Consider the following 23287-nt stretch of genomic DNA (forward strand, 5'->3'; position numbering starts at 1 on the left):
AAATAAATAATATGAAAAGGATAATATATATACTATTTGTGTTTGCAGGACTTGCTGCCATGAGTAGTTGTAAAAAAGCGTTAGATTCACCTGCAAAGTCTTCTTTAGACGAATCTGTTATTTTTTCAACACCTGGTTTAGCAGAAGGAGCAATTACAGGAGTTTTACAATCATTTGGGGAAACCAACTCCTATAGAGGTCGTTTTTTAGTTTACTATGGAGTAAATAATGATACTGAGGTATATAATTCATTAAAAACTACCGGTGATGATAAAGCTAGATTGAGTAATTACAATACCAACGTAAATAATAGCCAAATGAATACCTTGGACAATGCTTACGCTAAGTTTTATGAAGGTATAGAAAGGGCAAATTTGGCTATAAGAGGAATTAGAACGTATGGCAAGATTGAAAGTAACCCACAAATGGCACAAATCTTAGGTCAGATCTTAACCTTAAGAGCGGTTGTATATAATGATTTAATTAAAGGTTGGGGCGATGTGCCAGCGAGATTTGAACCAGTAACTACTGAGACAAGCTATTTGCCTAGAAGTGATAGAGATGTTATTTATAAACAGTTGTTGGCAGATTTAAATGAAGCTGCAGGCTACCTTCCTTGGCCAAATGAAAATGCAAGTACCAATAGTGTTGAAAAAGTAAATAAAGCATTTGCTAAAGGCCTAAGAGCTCGTTTAGCTTTAGCTGCAGGTGGTTATGCACAACGTTTGGATGGAACTGTTAGGCTCAGTACAGATCCAGAATTATCTCACGATAAAATGTATGCCATTGCTAAAAAAGAATGTTTGGAAATCATTGCTAGTGGCAAATTAAAATTGCTTGGATATGAAGAAATTTTCAGAAAATTAAATGAAGAAACAGGAGCAGCTGGTTTAGAATCGATGTGGGAAATTCCTTTTAGTGAAGGTAGAGGTAGGGTGATTTTCGATTTAGGTGTAAAACACGCAAAGACTGATCAATATACAGGTCAAAATAAAGGTGGTACAAATGGCCCTAATCCAATTATGTTATACGAATATGAGAAAGAAGATGTGCGTAGAGACGTGAGTATTGTTCCTTATGGATGGGATGGTGGTGATGGAACTAAGGGAGCGGCACAAGTTCCTTCTTCGTTAAATGCTTTATATTTTGGTAAGTATCGTTACGAATGGATGAAACGTAGAGTTACATCTACCAATGATGATGGTTTAAACTGGATGTATATGCGTTATGCGGATGTAATTTTAATGGCAGCAGAAGCAGTGAATGATATTGATGGTCCAGCAGCAGCAGCGCCATACTTGAAAATGATTCGCGATCGTGCTTATCCAACAGCACCTGCAAAAGTTACCACTTTTATGGCAGCTGCAACAGCATCTAAAAAAGATTTCTTTGATGCGATTGTAAACGAAAGAGCATTAGAATTTACTGGCGAAATGTTAAGAAAAGCAGATTTAATTCGCTGGAACTTGTTAGATACTAAATTGGCAGAGGCCAAAACCAAATTACAGCAATTAGATAGTAGAACTGGGAAGTATGCAAATCTTCCTGCTAAAATCTATTATAAAACTTTAGCCAACGGAGAAACTGTTGAAATTTATGGTTTAAACTTTGGTGATACTGATGCCATTGGGGCAGCGGCTGGTTATACAGCAAATAAGGCATGGACACTTGGGCCAAGTACAGATATAATTAAATATTGGGATGCTTTATATGTTAAGCAGCCAAATTTGCAACAGTACTGGCCAATTTGGCAAGTCTTTTTAGATGCATCCAACGGAATGTTGAATAATAAACCACTAAACTTATAATTGCTATTTTATGAAAAGAAATAAATTATATATCAGCATTTTCTTTCTGACTACCCTTATAGGTTTCTCAGCTTGTAAAGATGGTATGATGGATGAAATTACAAAGCTAGAGGTTGATAGAGCTTTTTCTCCTGTAGGCCTAACAGCTGTTGTAGTTAATAAAACAGGAGTCAAATTATCTTGGAGTGCTATTCCTAATGCAAAAACATACACGATAGAAGTTTTTGAAAATGCAGATTTTTCAGGTACGGCACTTAAAACGATTAAAGACATTACTTTTTTGCAGGTTCCATATACTGTGACTGGATTGATAGGGGAAACACAATATTACATTCGTGTTAAGTCGGTAGGAGATGGTATTGCTGAATCAAAATGGGTTAGTGCAAGTGTTAAAACCGATCCAGAGCAAATATTCCAACCAGTAAGCCAATCTAAAATTGCCGCTACTACTGTAATTTTGAACTGGAAAGCAGGAGAAACGGCAACATCAATAACGTTAATGCCTGGGAATATTACTCGTGCAGTTACCCCTGCAGAAGTTGCAGCAGGTGAAGCGACCATAACTGGTTTAACGGGGGAAACAGCGTATACTGCTAAGTTGCTTGCAGGAACTAAAGTGAGAGGTACTGCTACATTTACAACCCTTTTTGATTTTAGCACGGCAACAATGGTTACACCTGCAGATAATCTTGCTACAATAATAGGTAATGCTAGTTCAGGCGCTGTGTTAGGGCTTGCACCTGGTACATATACAATTAATGCAGATGTTGTAGTTTCAAAAAATATAAGCATTAGAGGTACAAATATTGCCGATAAACCAATCATTAGTGGATTAATATTGAGGTTAAAAAGCAATGCTGCCTTAACCTTAAAAGATGTAGTGCTTGATGGAACTGGATCATTAAGTGGTAATCAAGCTATTATTTATGATGAAGATAATACTGCTTATGGCAATTTACTAGTAGAAAATACTGTAATAAAGAATTATGTAAAAGGGCTATTATATGTGAATACAAAATCACAGATTGAATCAGTAACCTATAAAGGAAACGTAATTAGTAGCATTGATGGTAATGGTGGTGATATTTTCGATTTTAGAAATGGTATCGCCAAAACGTTTACATTTACAAATAATACTGTTTATAATTCTGCTATCAGAGATTTCTTTAGAATGGATGCCGGGGGTTCAACGAATTTCCCTGCGGTAAATTCAGTAATAACCGTTTCAAATAATACTTTCAATGCAGTTGCAAATACGGCAGCAGGAAGACTACTTTATATTCGATTAGCTAAACATGATATTTTCTTTTCAAAAAATATTGTTGCAAATACCGTTGGAATCATTACAAATCAAGCGGCAACGAATATCGTAGCAGCAAACTTTACTCAAAACAATTATTTTAATGCACCAACTTATTTAGCGGGTACTGTTTCAGGAGTAAAATACGATACTGGAACATCTACAAGCCTAAATCCAGGATTTACATCTCCTGCTACGGGTAATTTTACCATTAGCGAGAGTACATTAATAGCAAATGGAATAGGTGATCCAAGATGGAGATAAACCTTATTTGAATAGTAAAAGGGCAGATTAATCTGCCCTTTTTTATGGAAGATAATTGGCAACGTTTGCATAATTAATTATCAAAAATGATGTGAATTTAAGTAATTTGCTTTCCTAGAAACTCAAACTAATAATTGAATTTAAAACCAATTTTAACATGTATAAAAATCTGTTGGTAGGACTGGGGATTGTTTTAATGTCATTTATCGTTGTTAAAAAAGAACCTATTACACTTTACATTATAGGCGATTCCACAGCTGCGAATAAACAACCAAAAGCTTTTCCAGAAACTGGATGGGGAATGGAATTACAGCCCTATTTTGATAACAATGTTAAAGTTGATAATCGAGCTTTAAATGGAAGAAGTACAAAATCTTTTCTCAATGAAAAAAGATGGGAAGCTATTTTAACAACTTTAAAAGAAGGCGATTACGTATTAATTGAGTTTGGACATAATGATGAAAAAATAAATAAACCAGAAATTGGAACCTCACTAACTGAATTTAAAATCAATTTGATTAAATACATACAAGAAACTCAAGCAAAAAAGGCAAACCCAATTTTATTAACTCCAATTGCTCGTCGAAATTTTAAAAATGGAGTTTTAGCAGATACACATAAAGGTTACCCAGCTATAGTGCGGAAACTAGCAGATTCATTGCATATACCACTAATTGATATGGAACGTAAAACAGCAAAAGTACTGGTTGAGTTAGGAGATGAACCTTCAAAGAAGTTATTTAATTATGTAGATTCTGGAAATGTTAATTATCCTTTAGGAAAAAAGGATGATACGCACTTAAGTCCATATGGAGCGAAAATTGTGGCTGGTTTAGTAGCTGAAGGCGTTAAAGAAACTAAAACAGATTTGGGCAAATATGTGATAAAAAAATAAATTCATTTATGAGACTGTTTTTAAAGTTATCAATCATTTCAGTTAGTACACTTTTAGCTTTTCAGCCAGTTAAAAAATCAGGTGGTGTTGTTTTAGTTGAAGATTCTACAATTTCAAAATCCAATGCCAATACTCAATATGATATTACTGTCGCCCAAGATGGAACTGGCAATTACAAAACAGTTCAAGAAGCGATTAATGCTGTGCCCGATTTCAGAAAAGTAACCACTACAATCTTTATTAAAAATGGAATTTACAAAGAGAAATTAAATCTTTCTGCTTCTAAGCAACTGGTTAAAATGATTGGTGAAAGTGTAGAAAAAACCATTTTAACTTATGATGATTGGGCACAACGGAAAAATACATTTGGTGAAGAAAAAGGAACATCTGGTTCTGCTAGCTTTTATATTTATGGACCACAATTTTCAGCAGAAAATATAACTTTTCAAAACACTGTTGGCCCAGTTGGACAGGCAGTTGCCTTATTTGTGGCTGGTGATAAGGCTAAATTTGTTAATTGTAGAATGTTGGGCTTTCAAGATACTTTGTATACCTATGGCTATGCAAGTCGCCAATATTATTACAAATGTTATATTGAAGGTACAGTTGATTTTATTTTTGGTTCATCTACCGCTGTGTTTGAGGAGTGTGAGATATTTTGCAAAAGTGCAGGTTATATTACCGCTTCTTCATCTCCAGACACCTCAAAATATGGGTATGTTTTTCTAAATAGTAAAATTTTAGGAGACGCTCCTGCAAACTCTTACTATTTAGGTCGACCGTGGCGACCATTTGCTAAAGCTGTTTTTATCAATTGTGATTTAGGTAAAATGATTAAGGGAGAAGGTTGGGATAATTGGGCAAAGGAAAGCAATGAAAAAACGGCATTTTATGCGGAATACAATAATACAGGGCCTGGTGCAAATCCTAAAGCTAGAGTAGTCTGGTCGCATCAATTAAATGAAATTACTGTAAAAGAATATACGTTGGATAAAGTTCTTAATGGCTGGAATCCAAAGGAGTAGCCGCTGATGCGCAGATTAAATAATATATGAACTTGTTTCAACATCTTCCTGCAAATAAGACCCTGAAATAAATTCAGGGTGACGTGAATAAAACAAAGAAATGAAAACAATACTAACTTGCCTTTTTATCTTCATTACGTTATCCGCAAATGCGCAAACCTATCCGAAATCTTTTACAGTAGCTAAAGATGGTAGCGGAGATTTTAAGACCATACAGGAAGCGGTAAATGCAGTGCGAGATTTATCTGAAGTGCAGGTGCCAATTTATATTAAAAATGGAATTTATAAGGAGAAATTAATTATTCCATCTCAAAAATCTAAAATTTCATTAATCGGCGAAAATAAAGAACAAACAATCATCACTTTTGATGATTATTCAGGGAGAAATGGAATTAATACTTATACATCGCATACTGTTTTAGTGCAAGGAAATGATTTTAAGGCAGAAAATATAACGTTTGAAAACTCAGCAGGTCCAGTTGGACAAGCTGTAGCATTACATGTTGAAGCAGATCGAGTGGTGATTAAAAACTGCAAAATTTTAGGAAATCAAGATACACTTTTCCCATCAGCAGATACTAGCAGACAATACTATATGGACTGCTATATAGAAGGTACAACAGACTTTATATTTGGCGCTGCTACCGTAATTTTTGAGCGTTGTCATATTCACAGCAAAAAAAATTCGTACATCACAGCAGCATCAACTACTCAAGCTCAACCATTCGGTTTTGTGTTTTTAGATTGCAAGCTTACCGCCGATCCAGCATTTCAAAAAGTGTATTTAGGTAGACCTTGGAGACCTTATGCCAAAACGGTTTTTATCCGAACAGAAATGGGTGGGCATATATTGCCAGAGGGATGGCATGTGTGGAATGAAAATAAAAATCATGAAACTACCTTTTACGCAGAATACGGTTCTTTTGGGCCTGGTTTTGTAAAAGATAGTAGAGTAAATTGGTCTAAACAGCTCACCAAAAAGGAAGTAAAGCAATATACACTAGCAACTATTTTTAAAGGAAATGCAGCGTGGATTCCCTCTAATTAATTTTGTCATTCCGAGTTTACGAGGAATCTAATTATTCTATTAGATCCTTCACTACCTTCTGGATGACAAATCATAAGAAAATAATAAATGAAGAAATTAATCACCATTTTAATCACTTTCTCTACGCTAATTGTTAGTGCTCAAAATCCAATTTCTAAAGTTTGGGTACCTGATTTAGGTAATGGAAGTTATAAAAACCCTGTGATAGATGCTGACTATTCTGACCCAGATGTGGTGAGAGTAGGTGATGATTTCTATTTAGTAGCTTCAAGTTTTGATGCTGTTCCTGGTTTACCAATTTTACATTCTAAAGATTTAGTAAATTGGACAATTATCGGCCATGCCTTAAAAAGACAACCACCTTTTGAGCATTTTGCCAAAACCCAACATGGAAATGGTGTTTGGGCACCTGCTATCCGTTACCACAATGGAGAGTTCTATATTTATTATCCTGATCCAGATTTTGGAATTTACTTAATAAAAGCTACGAAACCTGCTGGCCCATGGTCTGAACCTATTTTAGTAGAAGCAGGGAAAGGCTTAATCGATCCATGTCCCCTTTGGGATGAAGATGGAAAAGTGTATTTAGTTCATGCTTATGCTGGTAGCAGAGCGGGAATTAAAAGTATTATCGTCGTTAAAAAAATGAATGCCGCAGGTGATAAAATTATCGATGAAGGAAAACTGGTATATGATGGGCATGAACTAGATCCAACCATAGAAGGCCCTAAGTTCTATAAACGTAATGGTTTCTATTACATTTTTGCACCAGCTGGTGGAGTAAGTACAGGTTGGCAATTGGTATTACGATCAAAAAATGTCTATGGTCCTTATGAGCGTAAAGTGGTTATGGATCAAGGAAAGTCTCCAATAAATGGACCACATCAAGGTGCATGGGTAAATACGCCATTGGGCGAAGATTGGTTTTTGCATTTTCAGGATAAAGAAGCGTACGGCAGAGTTGTGCATTTACAGCCTATGAAATGGATAAATAATTGGCCTGTAATTGGAACTGATGTAGATGGCGATGGAATTGGAGAACCTATTTTAAGGTATAAAAAGCCTTCAATTACTAAACCAGTCGCAATAGCCACACCAGCAGAAAGTGATGAGTTTAACGGAATAAATTTAGGTTTACAATGGCAATGGCAAGCAAATCCTTCTGCTACATGGTCTTTTTTAAATCCAGCAAAAGGTTCGTTACGTTTGTATGCTGTTAAAATGCCAGATAGCGCTAAGAATTATTGGGATGTACCTAATTTACTCTTACAAAAATTTCCGACTGAGAAATTTACAGTAGTTACAAAATTAACTTTTACTCCAAATACCAAATTAGAAAATGAAAAAGCTGGGCTAATTGTAACTGGTTTAAGTTATGCTAATCTTGCTATTAAAAGTAAAAAAGATGGGAATTATTTAGTTTACACCACTTGCAAAGCAGCAGATAAAGGCAAGTCAGAAAACGAAGAAATATTGATTAAATTAAATTCTTCAACTATTTATTTGAGTGTAGCCATAACTCAAGGATCAAAATGTCAGTTTAGTTATAGTTTTGATGGCGATAAATTCACAAATGTAAATGACATTTTTCAGGCTGAGCCTGGCAAATGGATAGGCGCTAAAGTGGGTTTGTTTTCCGTTAGAGAACAACAAATAAATGATGCTGGATATGCAGATTTTGATTGGTTTAGAATAGAGAAGTAAAGTTGTATAGCATACATCTGTTTTCAAATTTTCAGACTTATAACTACTCCATATCACTTACAACCCAAATTGGTATCGATTGCATAGTTATTTTCTGTCATTTTGTTTTATTCCTGTCTAAAACTATGTAGACTTGTTAGTATTAAGCTCCACAAACCAATATAAATTGTTGTACGAACATGAAAAAAATAGGTTATACTATCGCTTTCCTCATATTTAATGCCTCATTCTTTGCTAATGCCCAATCTGGTGTTAAACCAAATTATTCATTTAGTAACCTTCCAGTTGTTGCTAAAACTTCATTTAAAACTGACACGTTTAGTATTGTAAAATATGGTGCTAAAAGCGATGGTTTGACGTTAAATACAAAAGCTATTAATGATGCTATTAATGCTTGTGCTAAAAAAGGTGGTGGTGTAGTTGTCGTTCCAAAAGGATTATGGTTAAGTGGGCCAATTGAATTAAAAAGCAATGTAAATTTACATCTCCAAAAAAATGCTATTCTTCAGTTTACAAAAGATTTTGATCAATATCCATTAGTAGCAGGCAATTGGGAAGGTTTACCACAAATGCGAAATCAATCGCCAATTTCTGCTACTAAACAACAAAATATTGCGATTACCGGTTACGGAATTATTGATGGAGGTGGTGATGCTTGGCGAATGGTTAAAAAAGATAAATTAACTGAAAGTCAATGGAAAAAATTAATAGCATCTGGTGGGTTGACCAGCGAGGATAAAAAAACATGGTATCCTTCGGAGAAAACATTTAAAGGTGCATCGTTAAAAAATCCAGGAGAAATTACAACAGATAAAACAGCAGATTTTTATGCGTCAATTAAAGACTTTTTACGTCCAAATTTATTGGTGCTTACTTCTTGCAAAAAAATATTACTAGAAGGAGTTACTTTTCAAAACTCACCTGCTTGGAATCTTCATCCGCTGATGTGTGAAGATTTAACAGTTAGAAATGTATATGTTAAAAACCCATGGTATGCACAAAATGGCGATGGTATTGACATAGAATCATGTAAAAATGTATTAATTGAAGGAAGTACTTTTGATGTAGGTGATGATGGAATTTGCATCAAGTCTGGCCGTGATGCAGCAGGTAGGAAACGCGGAATGCCGACGGAAAATGTAATTATTCGCAATAGCACTGTTTATCATGCACATGGTGGATTTGTAATTGGAAGTGAAATGTCTGGCGGAGCAAAAAATATCTTTGTATCCGATTGTTCATTTATTGGAACTGATATTGGTCTTCGCTTTAAAACAACTCGAGGTAGAGGTGGAGTTGTAGAGAAAATATTCGTTAAAAACATCAATATGAAAGATATTGTAGGTGAAGCAGTGCTATTCGATATGTATTATGCTGCAGTAGATCCTGTTCCTTTAACTGGCGAAAAAAGAGACGCACCTAAAATTCAATTAGTGCCAGTAACCGAAGAAACTCCAGTTTTTAGAGATTTTCATATTAGTAACATGGTGTGCGATGGCGCTTCAAAAGCAATCTTTATTAGAGGTTTACCAGAATTGAGCATTAGCAACATCACTATTGATAATTTTAGCGTTAAAGCTACTGAAGGTATTGATATTCAAGAAGCTAAAAATGTAAGTTTAAGTCAAATAAATTTGGTAGTTGATAAAGCTAATCCATTAATTAATATCCAAAATGGAAATAACATCAATTTTTCGACTATAAATTACAATACAGCACAATTGCTTTTCCGCATCAGTGGTGATAGAAATAGCGCTATTAAAACATCTGGTTTAGATGCTGCAAAAGCAACAAATAAAACCGAATTTCTAGCAGGAGCAACTGAGAAATCATTAGAGATTAACAAATAGTATGAAAGCATCCATTTTTAAATATTTAAGCGTAGCAACTTTCGTAGCTCTAACTTTACAGGTAAAGGCACAACAACCTTTATCACAACAAATGGCTAGCACAGTAATGGAAATTTGGAAAGATTCATTAAATCTTGATCCAGCAAATCCAAAACCTGTAAAATGGGCATACGATCAAGGGGTGATTTTAGAAGGAATAAATGGTATTTGGAAAAGAACTGGAAACGGGGAATATTTTAAATACATGCAAAAAAGCATGGATTTTTTTGTAACTAAAGAAGGAACAATCAACCGCTATAAACTAACTGACTATAACATTGATAATATTAAGAACGGCCGTTCGCTACTCACACTATATAAAGTAACCGGGCAGCAAAAATATTTTAAAGCCGCCACTTTGTTATGGGATCAATTGCAACAACAACCTCGGACAAAAGAAGGAGGATTTTGGCATAAGAAAGTTTATCCAAATCAAATGTGGTTAGATGGTTTATATATGGGTGAACCTTTTTATGCAGAATACGCAGCAATAATTAAAAACGAAAAAGCATTCGATGACATCGCAAACCAGTTTATTTGGATGGAAAAAAATGCAAGAGATGTTAAAACGGGTTTACTATACCACGGTTGGGATGAATCTAAAACTGAACAATGGGCCAATAAAACGACTGGTAAATCTCCTAATTTTTGGGCTAGGGCAATGGGTTGGTATGGCATGGCATTAGTTGATGTACTAGATAATTTTCCGAAAAACCATCCTAAACGTGCAGCGTTATTAGCTATTTTAAATCGATATGCAGTGGCAGTACAAAAAGTGCAAGATCAAAAATCTGGCTTGTGGTACGATATCTTAAATCAGCCAAATGGCAAAGGAAATTATCATGAGGCATCAGCAGCAAATATGTTCGTGTACACCTTCGCAAAAGCTGTGCGCATGGGTTATTTACCTGCGTCGTACTTCGCAGTTGCGGATAAAGGATATAAAGGCATTAAAACTAAATTTATTGAACAGGCATCGGTAGGAAAAATTAATTTAAAAGGAACAGTAAGCGTTTCGGGCTTGGGTGGAAAACCTTATCGAGATGGCAGTTATTCGTATTATTTGAGTGAGAAAGTAATTACCAATGACCCAAAAGGTGTTGGTGCATTTTTGTTGGCTGCTAACGAGATGGAAATTGCTGCTTTACCAAAACCTGGCTTGGGTAAAACGGTAACGTTAGATTCTTATTTCAATAATGAAACTAAAGCAGACCAAAGTAATAACACCATTTCTTGGCATTACAAGTGGGAAGAATTGGCAAATGGCGGTTTTTCTTTTTGGGGAGATCAATTCAATAATGCAGGTTTTAAAACCAATACCTTATATCAAGCACCAACAGCAGCGAACTTAAAAAATTCGTCGGTTTATATTATTGTAGATCCAGATTTTGAAAAGGAAAATCCAAAACCAAATTTTGTAGAAAACACTCATATTAAAGCAATTACTGAATGGGTAAAAGCTGGCGGTGTTTTGGTATTAATGGCAAATGATGCACCAAATTGCGAGTTAGATCATTTTAATGAATTGGCAATAAAATTCGGTGTACAGTTCAATAAAGATAGTAAAGGAACAGTTCCAGTTCCTTCTAATTTTGAAACTGCAAAAGTAGTGGTTCCTGTTGGGAATGAGATTTTTAAACACTCAACCAATCTTTTTATTAAAGAATATAGTAGTTTAAAACTTTCGGGCAATGCGAAATCGATTTTAAAGGATAAAGATGGCGATAATGTAATGTCGGTTACTAAATATGGAAAAGGAACTGTTTTTATGATTGGAGATCCATGGTTATACAATGAATATGTAGACGGTAGAAAATTACCAGCAAGCTACGATAACTTAAAAGCAGCAGCTGATTTAATGAATTGGTTAGCTAAACAAGTAAAATAGTCATAAAACGAATATAGAAAGTTATTGCCTACCAAGTCGTAATTGCGAGGTACGAAGCAATCTTAAAACGATAAACATGAAGAATAAATTAATACTAGTTTACGCATTTATCTGTATGATTTTTTGCTCTTGTGCAACTGCACAAACTGGTCAGTCTTCTATTAAAACAGATTCTACAGCAGAGAAAATGTTGATTTATCAGTTAAGCAATGGTGCTTGGCCAAAACAATTGGAAGATGGTAGTGTAGTAAAATATGAAACTCCACTTAACGATGCATTGATGGCTAAAATTAAAGCCACAACAGATAAACATGCTACAATTGATAATAAGGCTACAAGTAGAGAAATTAATGCCTTAGTAAAAGCTTATAAAACAACAAACAATAAAGCATATTTAATAGCAGCACAAAGAGGAATAGATTACCTGTTAAAGGCGCAATATGCAAATGGTGGTTGGCCACAATACTATCCAGATAAAAGTATTTATAGAGCCGAAATAACGTATAATGACGATGCTATTGTAAATGTGTTAAACATCATGCAAGATATTGCAACACAAGCAAACGATTTTGAAGTTGTTGACAAAAGTTACGTTAGCAAAGCTGAAAATGCCGTAAAACGAGGTATAGATTGCATTTTAAAAACGCAGGTTTTACAAAATGGAAAACCAACGATTTGGGCTGCACAATACGATCAAAATACATTAAAACCAGCTAAGGCTAGAAATTTTGAACCAGCATCCTTAAGTACATCAGAATTTGTTGGAATTGTTCGATTTTTGATGCGATTTAAAAATCCATCACTTGAGATAAAAAATGCAATTTCTAACGCAATCAATTGGTTTGAAGCAACAAAAATCAAAGGGTATAAGTTTGAGAAATTCCCTGATGGAAAGGATAGAGGTTTAATTGCTGATCCAACTGCTGTTATCTGGGCTAGATTTTACGATTTTCAAACCAATAAACCCATATTTGGCGATAGAGATAATTCAATAAAAGATAATGTAGCTGATATTAGTTTCGAACGCAGAAACGGTTATGCTTGGTACGGGGCATGGCCTAACAATCTTCTAAATAAAGAATATCCCAAATGGTTAAAGGCTAATCCCTAAGTTTTTACAAAATGCTAAGAAATCAATTATGATTAAAAATTTAGCTACTTTCATGTTATTTCAGTGCTTAATTTGTACAGTTTTTGCTCAAAAATCAACTATACTCGACTGGAAAACTGATGTAAGTTTAAACACTTATCTAGTTCAGCAATTGCATTCGCAATACGATAAAAGAAAAATTGCATTTAATAAAGCATTAACTTCTAAAACAAATACGATTGCGTATATCCAATCGGTAAGACAAAAAGTTAAAACAATTTTAGGTGCATTACCTCAAAAAGCAAATTTAAATCCACAAATAACGGGAGCAATTCAAAAATCTGGTTATCGTATTGAGAAAGTTGTTTACCAGAGTTTTAAAAACCATCATATCACGGCAAATTTGTATATCCCAGAGGGAAAGGGAAAATTCCCTGCTGTTTTGCTTTTTTGTGGGCATGAAGATTTAGCTAAAGCGACCGAATCGTATCAACAAACAGCCATTCTTTTTGCTAAAAATGGTTTTATGGTTTTTGTAATCGATCCAATTTCTCAAAGCGAAAGAGTTCAGTTAACAGACGAAACTGGAAAAGCGCTTACTCGTGGCTCAACTACTGAGCATACCTTGTTAAATTTATCCTCAAATCTTTTAGGAACTTCTGTTGCAGCGTATGAATTATTAGATAATGTGTGCGCATTAGATTATTTAGAGACTAGACCAGAAATTGATAAAAACAAAATTGGATGTATTGGTAATAGTGGAGGCGCAATGCAAGCTATTTACTTTGCAGGCTTTGATGATCGAGTTAAAATTATTGCGCCATGCAGTTATTTGGCAAGTAGAGAACGAACTTTAGAGATGACTGGCGCTGCGGATGGTTGTGCGCAAATTCCAGGAGAGGGAAATGCACAGTTAGAAATGAGCGATTATCTGATCGCAGCTGCACCTAAACCGATCTTAGTTTTAGCAGGACGATATGATTTTATAGATTATAATGCAACATTGCAATCAGTTGAAGAATTAAAGAAAGTGTATCAAAGTTTAGCATCACCAGAAAAATTATCACTTTTTACGTATGACGATGGACATGGAATTTCAAAACCTAAGCGAGAAGCAGCAGTACAGTGGTTTAGGAAATGGTTTTATAACGATGCAAAGCCAGTTCAGGAATTGAATTTAGAAACCTTAACAGATAAAGATTTATTTGCAAGTGCAAATGGAAAAGTAAATACAAGCTATCCTGATGAAGTAACTATTGCTGAAAAAAATCTTCAACTATTTAATGAAAAAACTGAACAAAGAAGATTATTTGCCCAACAATCCATTGAACAAAGAAAGCAGAAAATCAGAGAATTACTAGGAATAACGTCGACTAATGAAAAATTAGAAATAGAAAAAGTTGGAAAAGGAAAAATTGGTCACTTTGATACTGAGTTTGATAAAATTATTCTTCGCAAAAAGAATGAAGTACCATTACCAATTCGGATGTATTATCCATCAGTCAACGCAAAGAAAATAGTAATTTGGTTAAGTGACGATACAAAGAAACGAGATAGTATTATTTCACAATCTTTAGCTGAAAAAAACGATGTAATTATAGTAGCTGTTGACCTTCGTGGAACTGGAGAAACTAAAGATAAACCGGAATTAAACGACCCGAAATATTTCAATAAGGAATATCGCAATGCGATGTTAGCGTTGCATATAGGAAAACCTCTTATCGGACAACGCATTACCGATGTATTAAGCATAATGGAATTTTTAAATAGGAAAGTAGATTTAAATGAATTGCCAATAGAAATCAATTCCATCGGATTAGTTGGTTTGCCAGCTTTACATGCTGCATTTTTAAACCCTAAAATCGGTAAAATCAATTTATATCAATGTATTTCAACCTATCAAGATATCTTAAATCAGCCTTTGGCAAAAGATAGATATGGAGTTGTAATTAACAACGTACTTAACTATTACGATATTCCAAATTTAATAAATTGGATGGGTACAGAAAAAGTGAAGTTCTATCCTTAAACACACCATATTTTTTTGCAACGTTCTCGGGAACGATTGCGCAAATATTTGCATCCAAATAGGGTTTTTACTAGCAATTAATAAGTATAATTGCTTTAACCAATATGCTTTGAAAGGGCATTGCCGTCTTTTTGTGAACAAATTTTAAAATTGAAAAGCAGTATTCATTAGAAATGATTTTATCTCAAGAAAATCTAAATTTAATCAATCCTAAAAATGTGGTTGTACCTGAGGAGAGCACCTTTGAACTTCCAGAAAAGGTACTTCAGTTTGGAACTGGTGTTTTACTACGTGGTCTACCAGATTATTTCATAGATAAAGCAAATCGCCAAGGAATTTTTAATGGCCGAATTGCAGTTGTAAAATCAACAAGCGGATCAACAACCGAGTTTGATTCTCAAAATTCTTTATATACACTTTGCGTACGCGGATTGGAAAATGGTCAGCCAGTATCAGAAAATATTATTTCATCAGCAATAAGTAGAGTTATTTCTGCTGAAGAAAACTGGCAAGAAATCTTAAGCATCGCAAAATCGAAAGATTTGAAAGTAATCGTTTCTAATACTACAGAAGTAGGCATAACACTTGTAAACGAAAGCATCAGTTTAAATCCACCAACTTCTTTCCCAGCCAAGGTTTTAGCTGTACTGTACGAAAGATTTAAAGCTTTTAATGGTTCAAAAGAAAGTGGCTTAGTTATTATTGCCACAGAGTTAATTCCAGATAACGGAATTAAATTGGCATCAATTGTATTGCAACTTGCTAAATTTAATCAACTAGAAGCCAATTTTGTAGCATGGGTGGTTTCATCAAATACTTTTTGTAATTCATTAGTAGATAGAATTGTTCCAGGTAAACCAGACGCAATAACGTTAGCTGGTTTACAAGGTGAACTAGGGTATACCGATAATTTATTGTCAATGGCAGAACCCTACCGTTTATGGGCTATTGAGGGCGATGAAAAAGTAGCAAACGTTTTAGAATTTGCAAAAGTAGATGCAGGAGTTGTAATTGCCAACGACATAGAAATTTATAGAGAATTAAAAGTTCGCTTATTAAATGGAACACATACGTTAAGTTCTGGTATTGCTTTTCTATCAGGTATTGATACAGTTAAAAATGCAATGACCAACGACCATCTCAAAACGTATATAGAAGATTTGATGGCTACAGAAATCGGTCCGGCTGTACCGTATGAGGTTACTGAAGAACAAAAAACAACATTTGCAAGTACCGTAAAAGATCGTTTTGCAAATCCTTCCATAGAGCATTTGTGGATTAATATCACTTTTCAATACACCATGAAAATGAAAATTCGCATTTTGCCATTGTTATTGAATTATTACAAATTATTTAATAAAGTTCCAGAACATATCGCCTTTGGCTTTGCTGCTTATTTAGTATTTATGAAAGTCGACCATAGGGAGGGGAGCAAATTTTACGGATCATACCAAGGGTTAGAATACCTTATTACAGATAATAATGCTAAATATTTTTACGATCAATTATCTGTAAATATCACTAATTATGCAACAAGCGTATTGAATGATGTAGATTTTTGGGGTACAGATTTAAACTTATTACCAGGATTTACAAAATCGGTGAAAGAAAAGTACAATAGAATAGTAGCTGGCGAAATACCACAATCTTTAGAAGAATTAACCACTTCAAAAATAAATGTACTGTAATGAAGAATAAGGTTTTAAAAATTCATCCAAAAGATAATGTGCTTATCGCATTAGCCGATTTAAAAGCTGGTGAACTAATAAATTATCAAGGTGATACGTATACCTTGATAGATGAAATTCATGCAAAGCATAAGTTCTACACCAAAGATATGAATGCTGGTGATGAAGTTTTTATGTATGGAACTTTAGTGGGTAAAACACAATACTCATTAAAGGCAGGTACATTAATGACTGTTGAAAATCTAAAACATGCAACAGCACCCTACCAATATCGTCCTTACAATTACGAATGGAAAGCACCAGATGTTTCGAAATTTGCAAATCGCACATTTAATGGATATCATCGCCAAAATGGCAAAGTTGGAACAGCAAACTATTGGCTATTTATCCCTACTGTTTTCTGCGAAAATCGCAATTTAGACGTTATTAGAGAAGCTTTACACAATGAATTAGGCTACGCGGTAACCGCAAAATATAAAGCATACACACACCAACTAGTAGAGGCTTTTAAAGAAGGAACTGATATCTCGACTTTTGAAACACCACTTTCTTTTGAAAATACTAGAAACAATAGAGTTTTTAAAAATATAGATGGTATTAAGTTTTTAAACCATCAAGGAGGATGTGGAGGAACAAGACAAGATGCAGCAGTACTTAGTAAATTATTAGCTGCTTACGCCGATCACCCAAATGTGGCAGGAATTACCGTAATCAGTTTAGGTTGCCAAAATTTGCAAGTGCAGGATTTCCTAGCAGATTTAAAAGACAGAAATCCAAGCTTTGATAAACCTTTATATATTTTCGAACAACAAAAATCGCAAAGCGAAGAAAGTATGATTGCCGAGGCAATTAAAAAAACCTTTGGAGGTTTAGTGGAGGCGAATAAAATAGAACGTACACCAGCACCACTAAGTAAATTAAATATAGGCGTTAAATGTGGTGGTAGCGATGGTTTTAGCGGTATATCTGCTAATCCTGCAGTCGGTTATTGTTCAGATTTATTGGTTGGCTTAGGAGCAACGGTTTTATTAGCAGAATTTCCTGAATTATGTGGAGCAGAGCAAAATATCATTGATCGAACCAAAGACCAAGCTGCAGCGCAGAAATTTATTAAGTTAATGAGTGCGTATAATCAGGCAGCAGAAAATGCAGGCTCAGGTTTCGACATGAATCCTTCTCCCGGAAATATAAAAGATGGATTAATTACAGATGCCATCAAAAGTAATGGTGCAGCAAAAAAAGGTGGAACATCGCCAATTGTTGATGTTTTAGATTATACAGAGCCAGCTACAAAAAGTGGTTTAAACTTAGTTTGCACACCTGGAAATGATGTGGAGGCAACTACAGGTAAGGCCGCAAGTGGGGCAACATTAATTTTATTTACTACAGGTTTGGGTACACCAACAGGAAATCCAATTTGCCCTGTAATTAAAGTAGCAACCAATAATGCCTTAACAAATCGCATGGGCGATATTATTGATATCAATACAGGTTCAGTAATAGAAGGCGAAAAAACCATCGAAGAAATGGGAGAAGATATTTTAGAATATTGTATTAAAGCAGCCAGTGGTGAAGTAATTCCCAAAGCTGTTTTGCTAAATCAAGATGATTTTATTCCTTGGAAAAGAGGAGTATCTTTATAATACACAACTCGTCATTGCGAGGCACGAAGCAATCTTAAAGCACCTAATAAGGTAAAAATTGCTTCATTATCTTTCAACAACGAAAAACACAATAAAATGAAGATTATACAACACGTACACTCAGAAGATTTTAAGACTTACGGAACTGAGAAAATCAGAGAAAGATTTTTGTTAGATGGGCTAAAAGAGAAAGACAAAGCCAACTTTGTATATTCTCATTACGATAGAATGGTTACTGGTTTAATTACACCAACAACCACAGTTGTGCCTTTAGGTACATATGATATTTTACGTGCTGATTTCTTTTTAGAAAGACGAGAAATGGGCGTAATTAACGTTGGTGGTGCAGGAACAATTGAAGCCGATGGCACAACGTACAACTTAGCAAAACTAGATTGTTTATACCTGGGTAAAGGGGTAAAAGACGTAAAGTTCAGCAGTGCTGATGCTAATAATCCAGCTGTATTTTATATTTTATCAGCGCCAGCTCATGCAACCTATCCAACAACCTATTTGCAAAATGCCGATGCTTTTTCTGCACAATTAGGAAGTGTAGAAACTGCTAACGAACGCAAAATTATGCGTTACATCCATAAAGATGGCATTCAAAGTTGCCAATTGGTAATGGGTTTAACTAATCTTTCAACAGGTAGTGTTTGGAATACTATTCCACCACACACCCACGATCGCAGAATGGAAGTTTATTTCTATTTTGATGTAGATGAAGAGCATAGAGTTTTCCATTATATGGGTGAACCACAAGAAACACGTCACATCATTGTAGCTAATCACGAAGCAGTATTATCTCCAACTTGGAGCATTCACGCTGGTAGCGGCACAAAAAATTACAGTTTTATTTGGGGTATGGCAGGTGAAAACCTTGACTATGCTGACATGGATACATTTGGAGTAAAAGAACTTAAATAAAGTCAATTAGTCTATTTCGTCATTGCGAGGAACGAAGCAATCTAAAAGCGAAATAAATAATTCACTTGTGCTAAAAATATTTAAATAATAATGGAACAATCATTTTCTTTAGAAGGTAAAGTAATCGTAGTAACAGGCGGAACAGGGATTTTAGGTAATTCATTCGTTAACGCTATTGTAGAAGCAGGCGGAGCAGTTGGTATTTTAGGCAGAAATGCTGAAATCGCAAACCAAAGAGCAGATGCAATTAATAAAAATGGTGGAAAAGCAATTGCTTTAATTGCTGATGCGATGGATGAAACACAACTAATTGCTGCAAGAGAAAAAGTTATTGCAGCTTTTGGTAAAATAGATGGTTTAGTAAACGCTGCGGGTGGCAATATGCCAGATGGAGTTTTACAACCAGATGAAGACATTTTTAGCATGAAAATGGATGGAATGAAAAAAGTGTTAGACCTTAATTTATGGGGAACACTAATTCCAACTCAAATTTTTGGAGAAGCCATTGCTAAAACTGGAAGAGGAAGTATTGTAAATATTTCTTCCATGAATTCTAAAAAAGCAGTAACCAAAGTATTAGGTTATAACATGGGTAAAGCTGCAGTAGATTGTTATACACAATGGTTTGCAGTAGAATTAGCAAATCGTTATGGCGATAAAATTAGAATGAATGCATTAGCTCCAGGCTTTTTCTTAACCGAGCAAAATCGCAATTTGTTAACTACACCAGATGGTTTTACATCCCGTGGTCAATCAGTAATTAAACAAACTCCCTTTAAACGTTTTGGAGATCCAGATGAATTAAAAGGCGCTTTAGTTTGGTTATTGAGTGATGCATCTCAATTTGTAACCGGAGCTATGATTTGCGTAGATGGTGGTTTCTCTATTTTTAGTGGAGTATAATTAAATCGTCATTGCGAGGAACGAAGCAATCTCATTCGAAGAACTAAAACGAAAAATATAAATTTAAAAATATATCACCCAGTGAAAGATTTTTTAGACGAAAACTTTTTATTGCAAACCAAAACAGCACAAACGCTGTATCATGAGTTTGCAAAGCAGATGCCAGTAATTGATTACCATAATCATTTAATGCCTGATCAAATTGCAGAAGACAAAAACTTTGATAATATAACTCAAGTATGGTTATATGGTGATCATTATAAATGGAGAGCGATGCGTGCAAACGGCGTGGATGAATATTATATCACTGGAGCAGCATCAGATTGGGAGAAATTCGAAAAATGGGCAGAAACAGTTCCGTATACACTAAGAAATCCTTTATACCACTGGACACATTTAGAATTACAACGATATTTCGACATTCACGAAGTTTTATCTTCCGCAAATGCGAAAAAAATATACGACGAATGTAACGCTAAATTACAAACCGCAGCATACAGCGTACAAGGTTTATTGCGTAAAATGAACGTAAAAACGTTATGTACAACCGACGATCCTTTAGATAGTTTAATATATCATCAGCAAATTGCAGCTAACAAAGTTGATATTAAAGTTTTACCAGCGTTTAGACCAGATAAAGCAATGAATGCTGATGACGTGGCAGGTTTAAACATGTACATAGATAAATTAGCTACCTTAACAGGAACAACAATCGCTGATTATGATACCTATTTATCAGCTTTAAAATCTCGTCACGATTACTTTGCAGAAAATGGAGCATCAGTTTCAGATCACGGTTTAGAGCAAATTTATGCGGAAGATTATACCGAAGCAGAAGTAAAAGCTATCTTCCTTAAAATAAGAAATAACGAAACGATCAGCTTAGCAGAAAATTTGAAATTCAAATCAGCTATGCTTTTCAATTTTGCATTATGGGATCACGAAAAAGGATGGGTTCAACAATTCCACTTGGGTGCCTTAAGAAACAATAACGATCGTTTATTATCATCTTTAGGTCCAGATACAGGTTTCGATTCAATTGGAGATTTCCCACAAGGAAAATCATTGTCTAAGTTTTTAAATAAATTAGATCTGAACAATAAATTGGCAAAAACTATACTCTATAACTTAAATCCGGCAGATAACGAATTAATGGCAACAATGATTGGTAATTATCAAGACGGAACAGTTGCTGGTAAAGTGCAATGGGGTTCTGGTTGGTGGTTTTTAGATCAAAAACAAGGAATGATCAATCAAATTAATGCTTTATCTAACTTAGGCCTATTGAGCCAATTTGTTGGGATGTTAACCGATTCTAGAAGTTTCCTTTCTTATCCTCGTCACGAATATTTTAGACGTATTTTATGTGATTTATTCGGTACAGATGTTGAAAATGGAGAATTACCTTACGATAAAGCTTGGCTTGGAAAAGTAATTCAAGACATTTGTTACAACAATGCTAAAACCTATTTCAATTTCTAATATGGGCAAAGTTTTAAGTTTTGGTGAACTTTTATTACGTATCTGTCCAGATGGCGATGGTGAGTGGCTGGCGGAAAATAAACTGCCTTTTTATGTTGGTGGTGCAGAACTAAATGTTGCAACAGCATTGGCATTATGGAATATTCCTTCAGCTTATTTCACAGCTTTGCCAGAAAACTTCATGTCCGAGCAAATTATCGGTTACATGGATAATTGCAAAATCGACACTTCAAAAATTCATCACGGAGGAGATAGAATAGGGTTATATTACCTACCAAAAGGAAAAGACTTAAAAAATGCCGGTGTAATTTACGATAGAGCAAATTCTGCTTTCGCGATGTTGCAAACAGGAACAATCAACTGGGATAAAGTTCTAGATGGAGTTAAGTGGTTTCACTTCAGCGCCATTTGTCCGGCCTTAAATCAGGCAGCAGCCGATGTTTGCCTAGAAGCGGTTAAAGCTGCAAGTGCAAAAGGAATTACCATATCCATTGACTTAAATTACCGTGCCAAATTATGGCAATACGGTAAACAGCCGTCAGAAATTATTCCTCAATTAGCTCAATATTGCGATTTGATTATGGGTAATATTTGGGCAGCAGAAAAAATGTTAAGCATTAGCTTGCCAGAGTTTATTCACGAAACGAGCGATAAAAACGTGTATCTTGAACAAGCAAAGGCTACCTCTCAGGAAATCATTAAAAGTTATCCAAAATGTAAATCGGTAGCCAATACTTTCCGTTTCGATTATAAACAAGGCATAAAATATTACACTACATTGTATACAGATAATGAACTAACTGTATCAAAAGAATATAGTTCAGAAAAGATTTTAGATAAAGTAGGTAGCGGAGATTGTTTCATGGCAGGATTGATTTATGGATTTTACCACAAAAACAATTCATCAGAAACCTTAAACTTCGCTACTGCAGCAGCATTTAATAAATTATTTATACCAAGCGATTGTACTACAGCAACAATTGAACAGGTTAACCAGACATTAAAAGAAAATGAAGACTAAAGAAGCAGCTATACAGGCCATTAAAAACCAAGGTTTATTGCCTCTTTTTTACTACGAAGATGCGCAGGTAAGTTTAGATATAGTACGCACTTTATACCGTGCAGGAGTTCGTGTTTTCGAATACACAAATAGAGGTAAAGCTGCGCTAGAGAATTTCAAATTCATTAAGGAAGCCTTAAAAACCGAAATGCAAGATTTATTCTTGGGTATTGGTACAATTAAAAATACCGAAGAAGCGAAAGACTTTTTAGCAGCTGGAGCAGATTTTATTGTTTGTCCGGTTGTAGATTTAGAAGTTGGAAAACTAACTCACAATGCTGGTTTATTATGGATTCCAGGATGCATGACCCCAACAGAAATTAATATAGCTCATCAATTCGGAGCAGGAATTATCAAATTGTTTCCGGCAAATATTTTAGGCCCTGCATATTTATCATCAATAAAAGAGCTTTTTCAAGGTCAATCATTTGTACCAACAGGCGGAGTAGAAATTGAAGAGAAAAATATTGATACCTGGTTTAAAGCAGGTGTTTGTGCAGTAGGGATGGGTAGCAAATTAGTAAGTAAACAAATTTTAGAAAATAAAGATTACGATACCTTGTTTTCATTAACCACGAAAACATTCGAAATCATAAATAAAGTAAAACCTTAAACAAAAACACACTAATCAACCAAAATATAAA

Annotated in this window: 17 protein-coding genes; all 17 read left to right on the top strand. The window is 34.8% G+C overall.

Annotated features, from left to right (window positions below):
* Positions 1–11 precede the first annotated feature (11 nt).
* Positions 12–1808, top strand: coding sequence for a RagB/SusD family nutrient uptake outer membrane protein (locus tag ACHMWN_RS11600; RefSeq protein WP_397301112.1), 1797 nt, complete (start codon positions 12–14; stop codon positions 1806–1808).
* 10 nt (positions 1809–1818) lie between these two features.
* Positions 1819–3372: a DUF4957 domain-containing protein gene (locus tag ACHMWN_RS11605; RefSeq protein ID WP_397301115.1), complete on the top strand. Its 1554-nt coding sequence runs from the start codon at positions 1819–1821 to the stop codon at positions 3370–3372.
* Between the two features lie 157 nt (positions 3373–3529).
* Positions 3530–4267 (top strand): rhamnogalacturonan acetylesterase, encoded by a 738-nt coding sequence (locus ACHMWN_RS11610; protein WP_397301118.1) that lies wholly within the window; start codon positions 3530–3532, stop codon positions 4265–4267.
* An 8-nt stretch (positions 4268–4275) separates the two neighbouring features.
* On the top strand, positions 4276–5292 hold the full coding sequence (locus ACHMWN_RS11615) for a pectinesterase family protein (RefSeq protein WP_397301120.1): 1017 nt from the start codon (positions 4276–4278) through the stop codon (positions 5290–5292).
* A 100-nt stretch (positions 5293–5392) separates the two neighbouring features.
* Positions 5393–6340 carry a pectinesterase family protein gene (locus ACHMWN_RS11620; RefSeq protein WP_397301123.1) on the top strand — a complete coding sequence of 316 codons (948 nt, stop codon included), beginning with the start codon at positions 5393–5395 and terminating at the stop codon, positions 6338–6340.
* An 87-nt stretch (positions 6341–6427) separates the two neighbouring features.
* A complete protein-coding gene (locus tag ACHMWN_RS11625) occupies positions 6428–8044 on the top strand; it encodes a glycoside hydrolase 43 family protein (RefSeq protein ID WP_397301125.1) in 1617 nt (538 codons plus the stop codon).
* A 179-nt stretch (positions 8045–8223) separates the two neighbouring features.
* Positions 8224–9894 (top strand): glycoside hydrolase family 28 protein, encoded by a 1671-nt coding sequence (locus tag ACHMWN_RS11630; protein ID WP_397301128.1) that lies wholly within the window; start codon positions 8224–8226, stop codon positions 9892–9894.
* A 1-nt stretch (position 9895) separates the two neighbouring features.
* Positions 9896–11821, top strand: coding sequence for a glycoside hydrolase family 88 protein (locus ACHMWN_RS11635; RefSeq protein WP_397301131.1), 1926 nt, complete (start codon positions 9896–9898; stop codon positions 11819–11821).
* Positions 11822–11897: 76 nt separating this feature from the next.
* Positions 11898–12932 (top strand): pectate lyase, encoded by a 1035-nt coding sequence (pelA, locus tag ACHMWN_RS11640; protein WP_397301133.1) that lies wholly within the window; start codon positions 11898–11900, stop codon positions 12930–12932.
* A 28-nt stretch (positions 12933–12960) separates the two neighbouring features.
* On the top strand, positions 12961–14940 hold the full coding sequence (locus ACHMWN_RS11645; protein WP_397301136.1) for an alpha/beta hydrolase family protein: 1980 nt from the start codon (positions 12961–12963) through the stop codon (positions 14938–14940).
* Between the two features lie 173 nt (positions 14941–15113).
* The gene (locus ACHMWN_RS11650) at positions 15114–16628 is read left to right on the top strand and encodes a tagaturonate reductase (RefSeq protein WP_397301138.1); all 1515 of its coding nucleotides are present in this window, start codon (positions 15114–15116) and stop codon (positions 16626–16628) included.
* The gene (locus ACHMWN_RS11655; RefSeq protein ID WP_397301140.1) at positions 16628–18271 is read left to right on the top strand and encodes a UxaA family hydrolase; all 1644 of its coding nucleotides are present in this window, start codon (positions 16628–16630) and stop codon (positions 18269–18271) included. The genes ACHMWN_RS11650 and ACHMWN_RS11655 overlap by 1 nt, the downstream gene beginning before the upstream one ends.
* A gap of 96 nt (positions 18272–18367) precedes the next feature.
* On the top strand, positions 18368–19198 hold the full coding sequence (kduI, locus tag ACHMWN_RS11660) for a 5-dehydro-4-deoxy-D-glucuronate isomerase (protein WP_397301143.1): 831 nt from the start codon (positions 18368–18370) through the stop codon (positions 19196–19198).
* A gap of 90 nt (positions 19199–19288) precedes the next feature.
* On the top strand, positions 19289–20101 hold the full coding sequence (locus tag ACHMWN_RS11665; RefSeq protein ID WP_397301146.1) for an SDR family oxidoreductase: 813 nt from the start codon (positions 19289–19291) through the stop codon (positions 20099–20101).
* An 81-nt stretch (positions 20102–20182) separates the two neighbouring features.
* Positions 20183–21583: a glucuronate isomerase gene (uxaC, locus tag ACHMWN_RS11670; protein WP_397301150.1), complete on the top strand. Its 1401-nt coding sequence runs from the start codon at positions 20183–20185 to the stop codon at positions 21581–21583.
* Between the two features lies 1 nt (position 21584).
* Positions 21585–22604, top strand: coding sequence for a PfkB family carbohydrate kinase (locus ACHMWN_RS11675; RefSeq protein ID WP_397301152.1), 1020 nt, complete (start codon positions 21585–21587; stop codon positions 22602–22604).
* A complete protein-coding gene (locus tag ACHMWN_RS11680; RefSeq protein WP_397301155.1) occupies positions 22594–23256 on the top strand; it encodes a bifunctional 4-hydroxy-2-oxoglutarate aldolase/2-dehydro-3-deoxy-phosphogluconate aldolase in 663 nt (220 codons plus the stop codon). The genes ACHMWN_RS11675 and ACHMWN_RS11680 overlap by 11 nt, the downstream gene beginning before the upstream one ends.
* Positions 23257–23287: the final 31 nt, after the last annotated feature.

It is taken from the genome of Pedobacter sp. UC225_61 (assembly GCF_044452285.1).
Classification (GTDB): domain Bacteria; phylum Bacteroidota; class Bacteroidia; order Sphingobacteriales; family Sphingobacteriaceae; genus Pedobacter.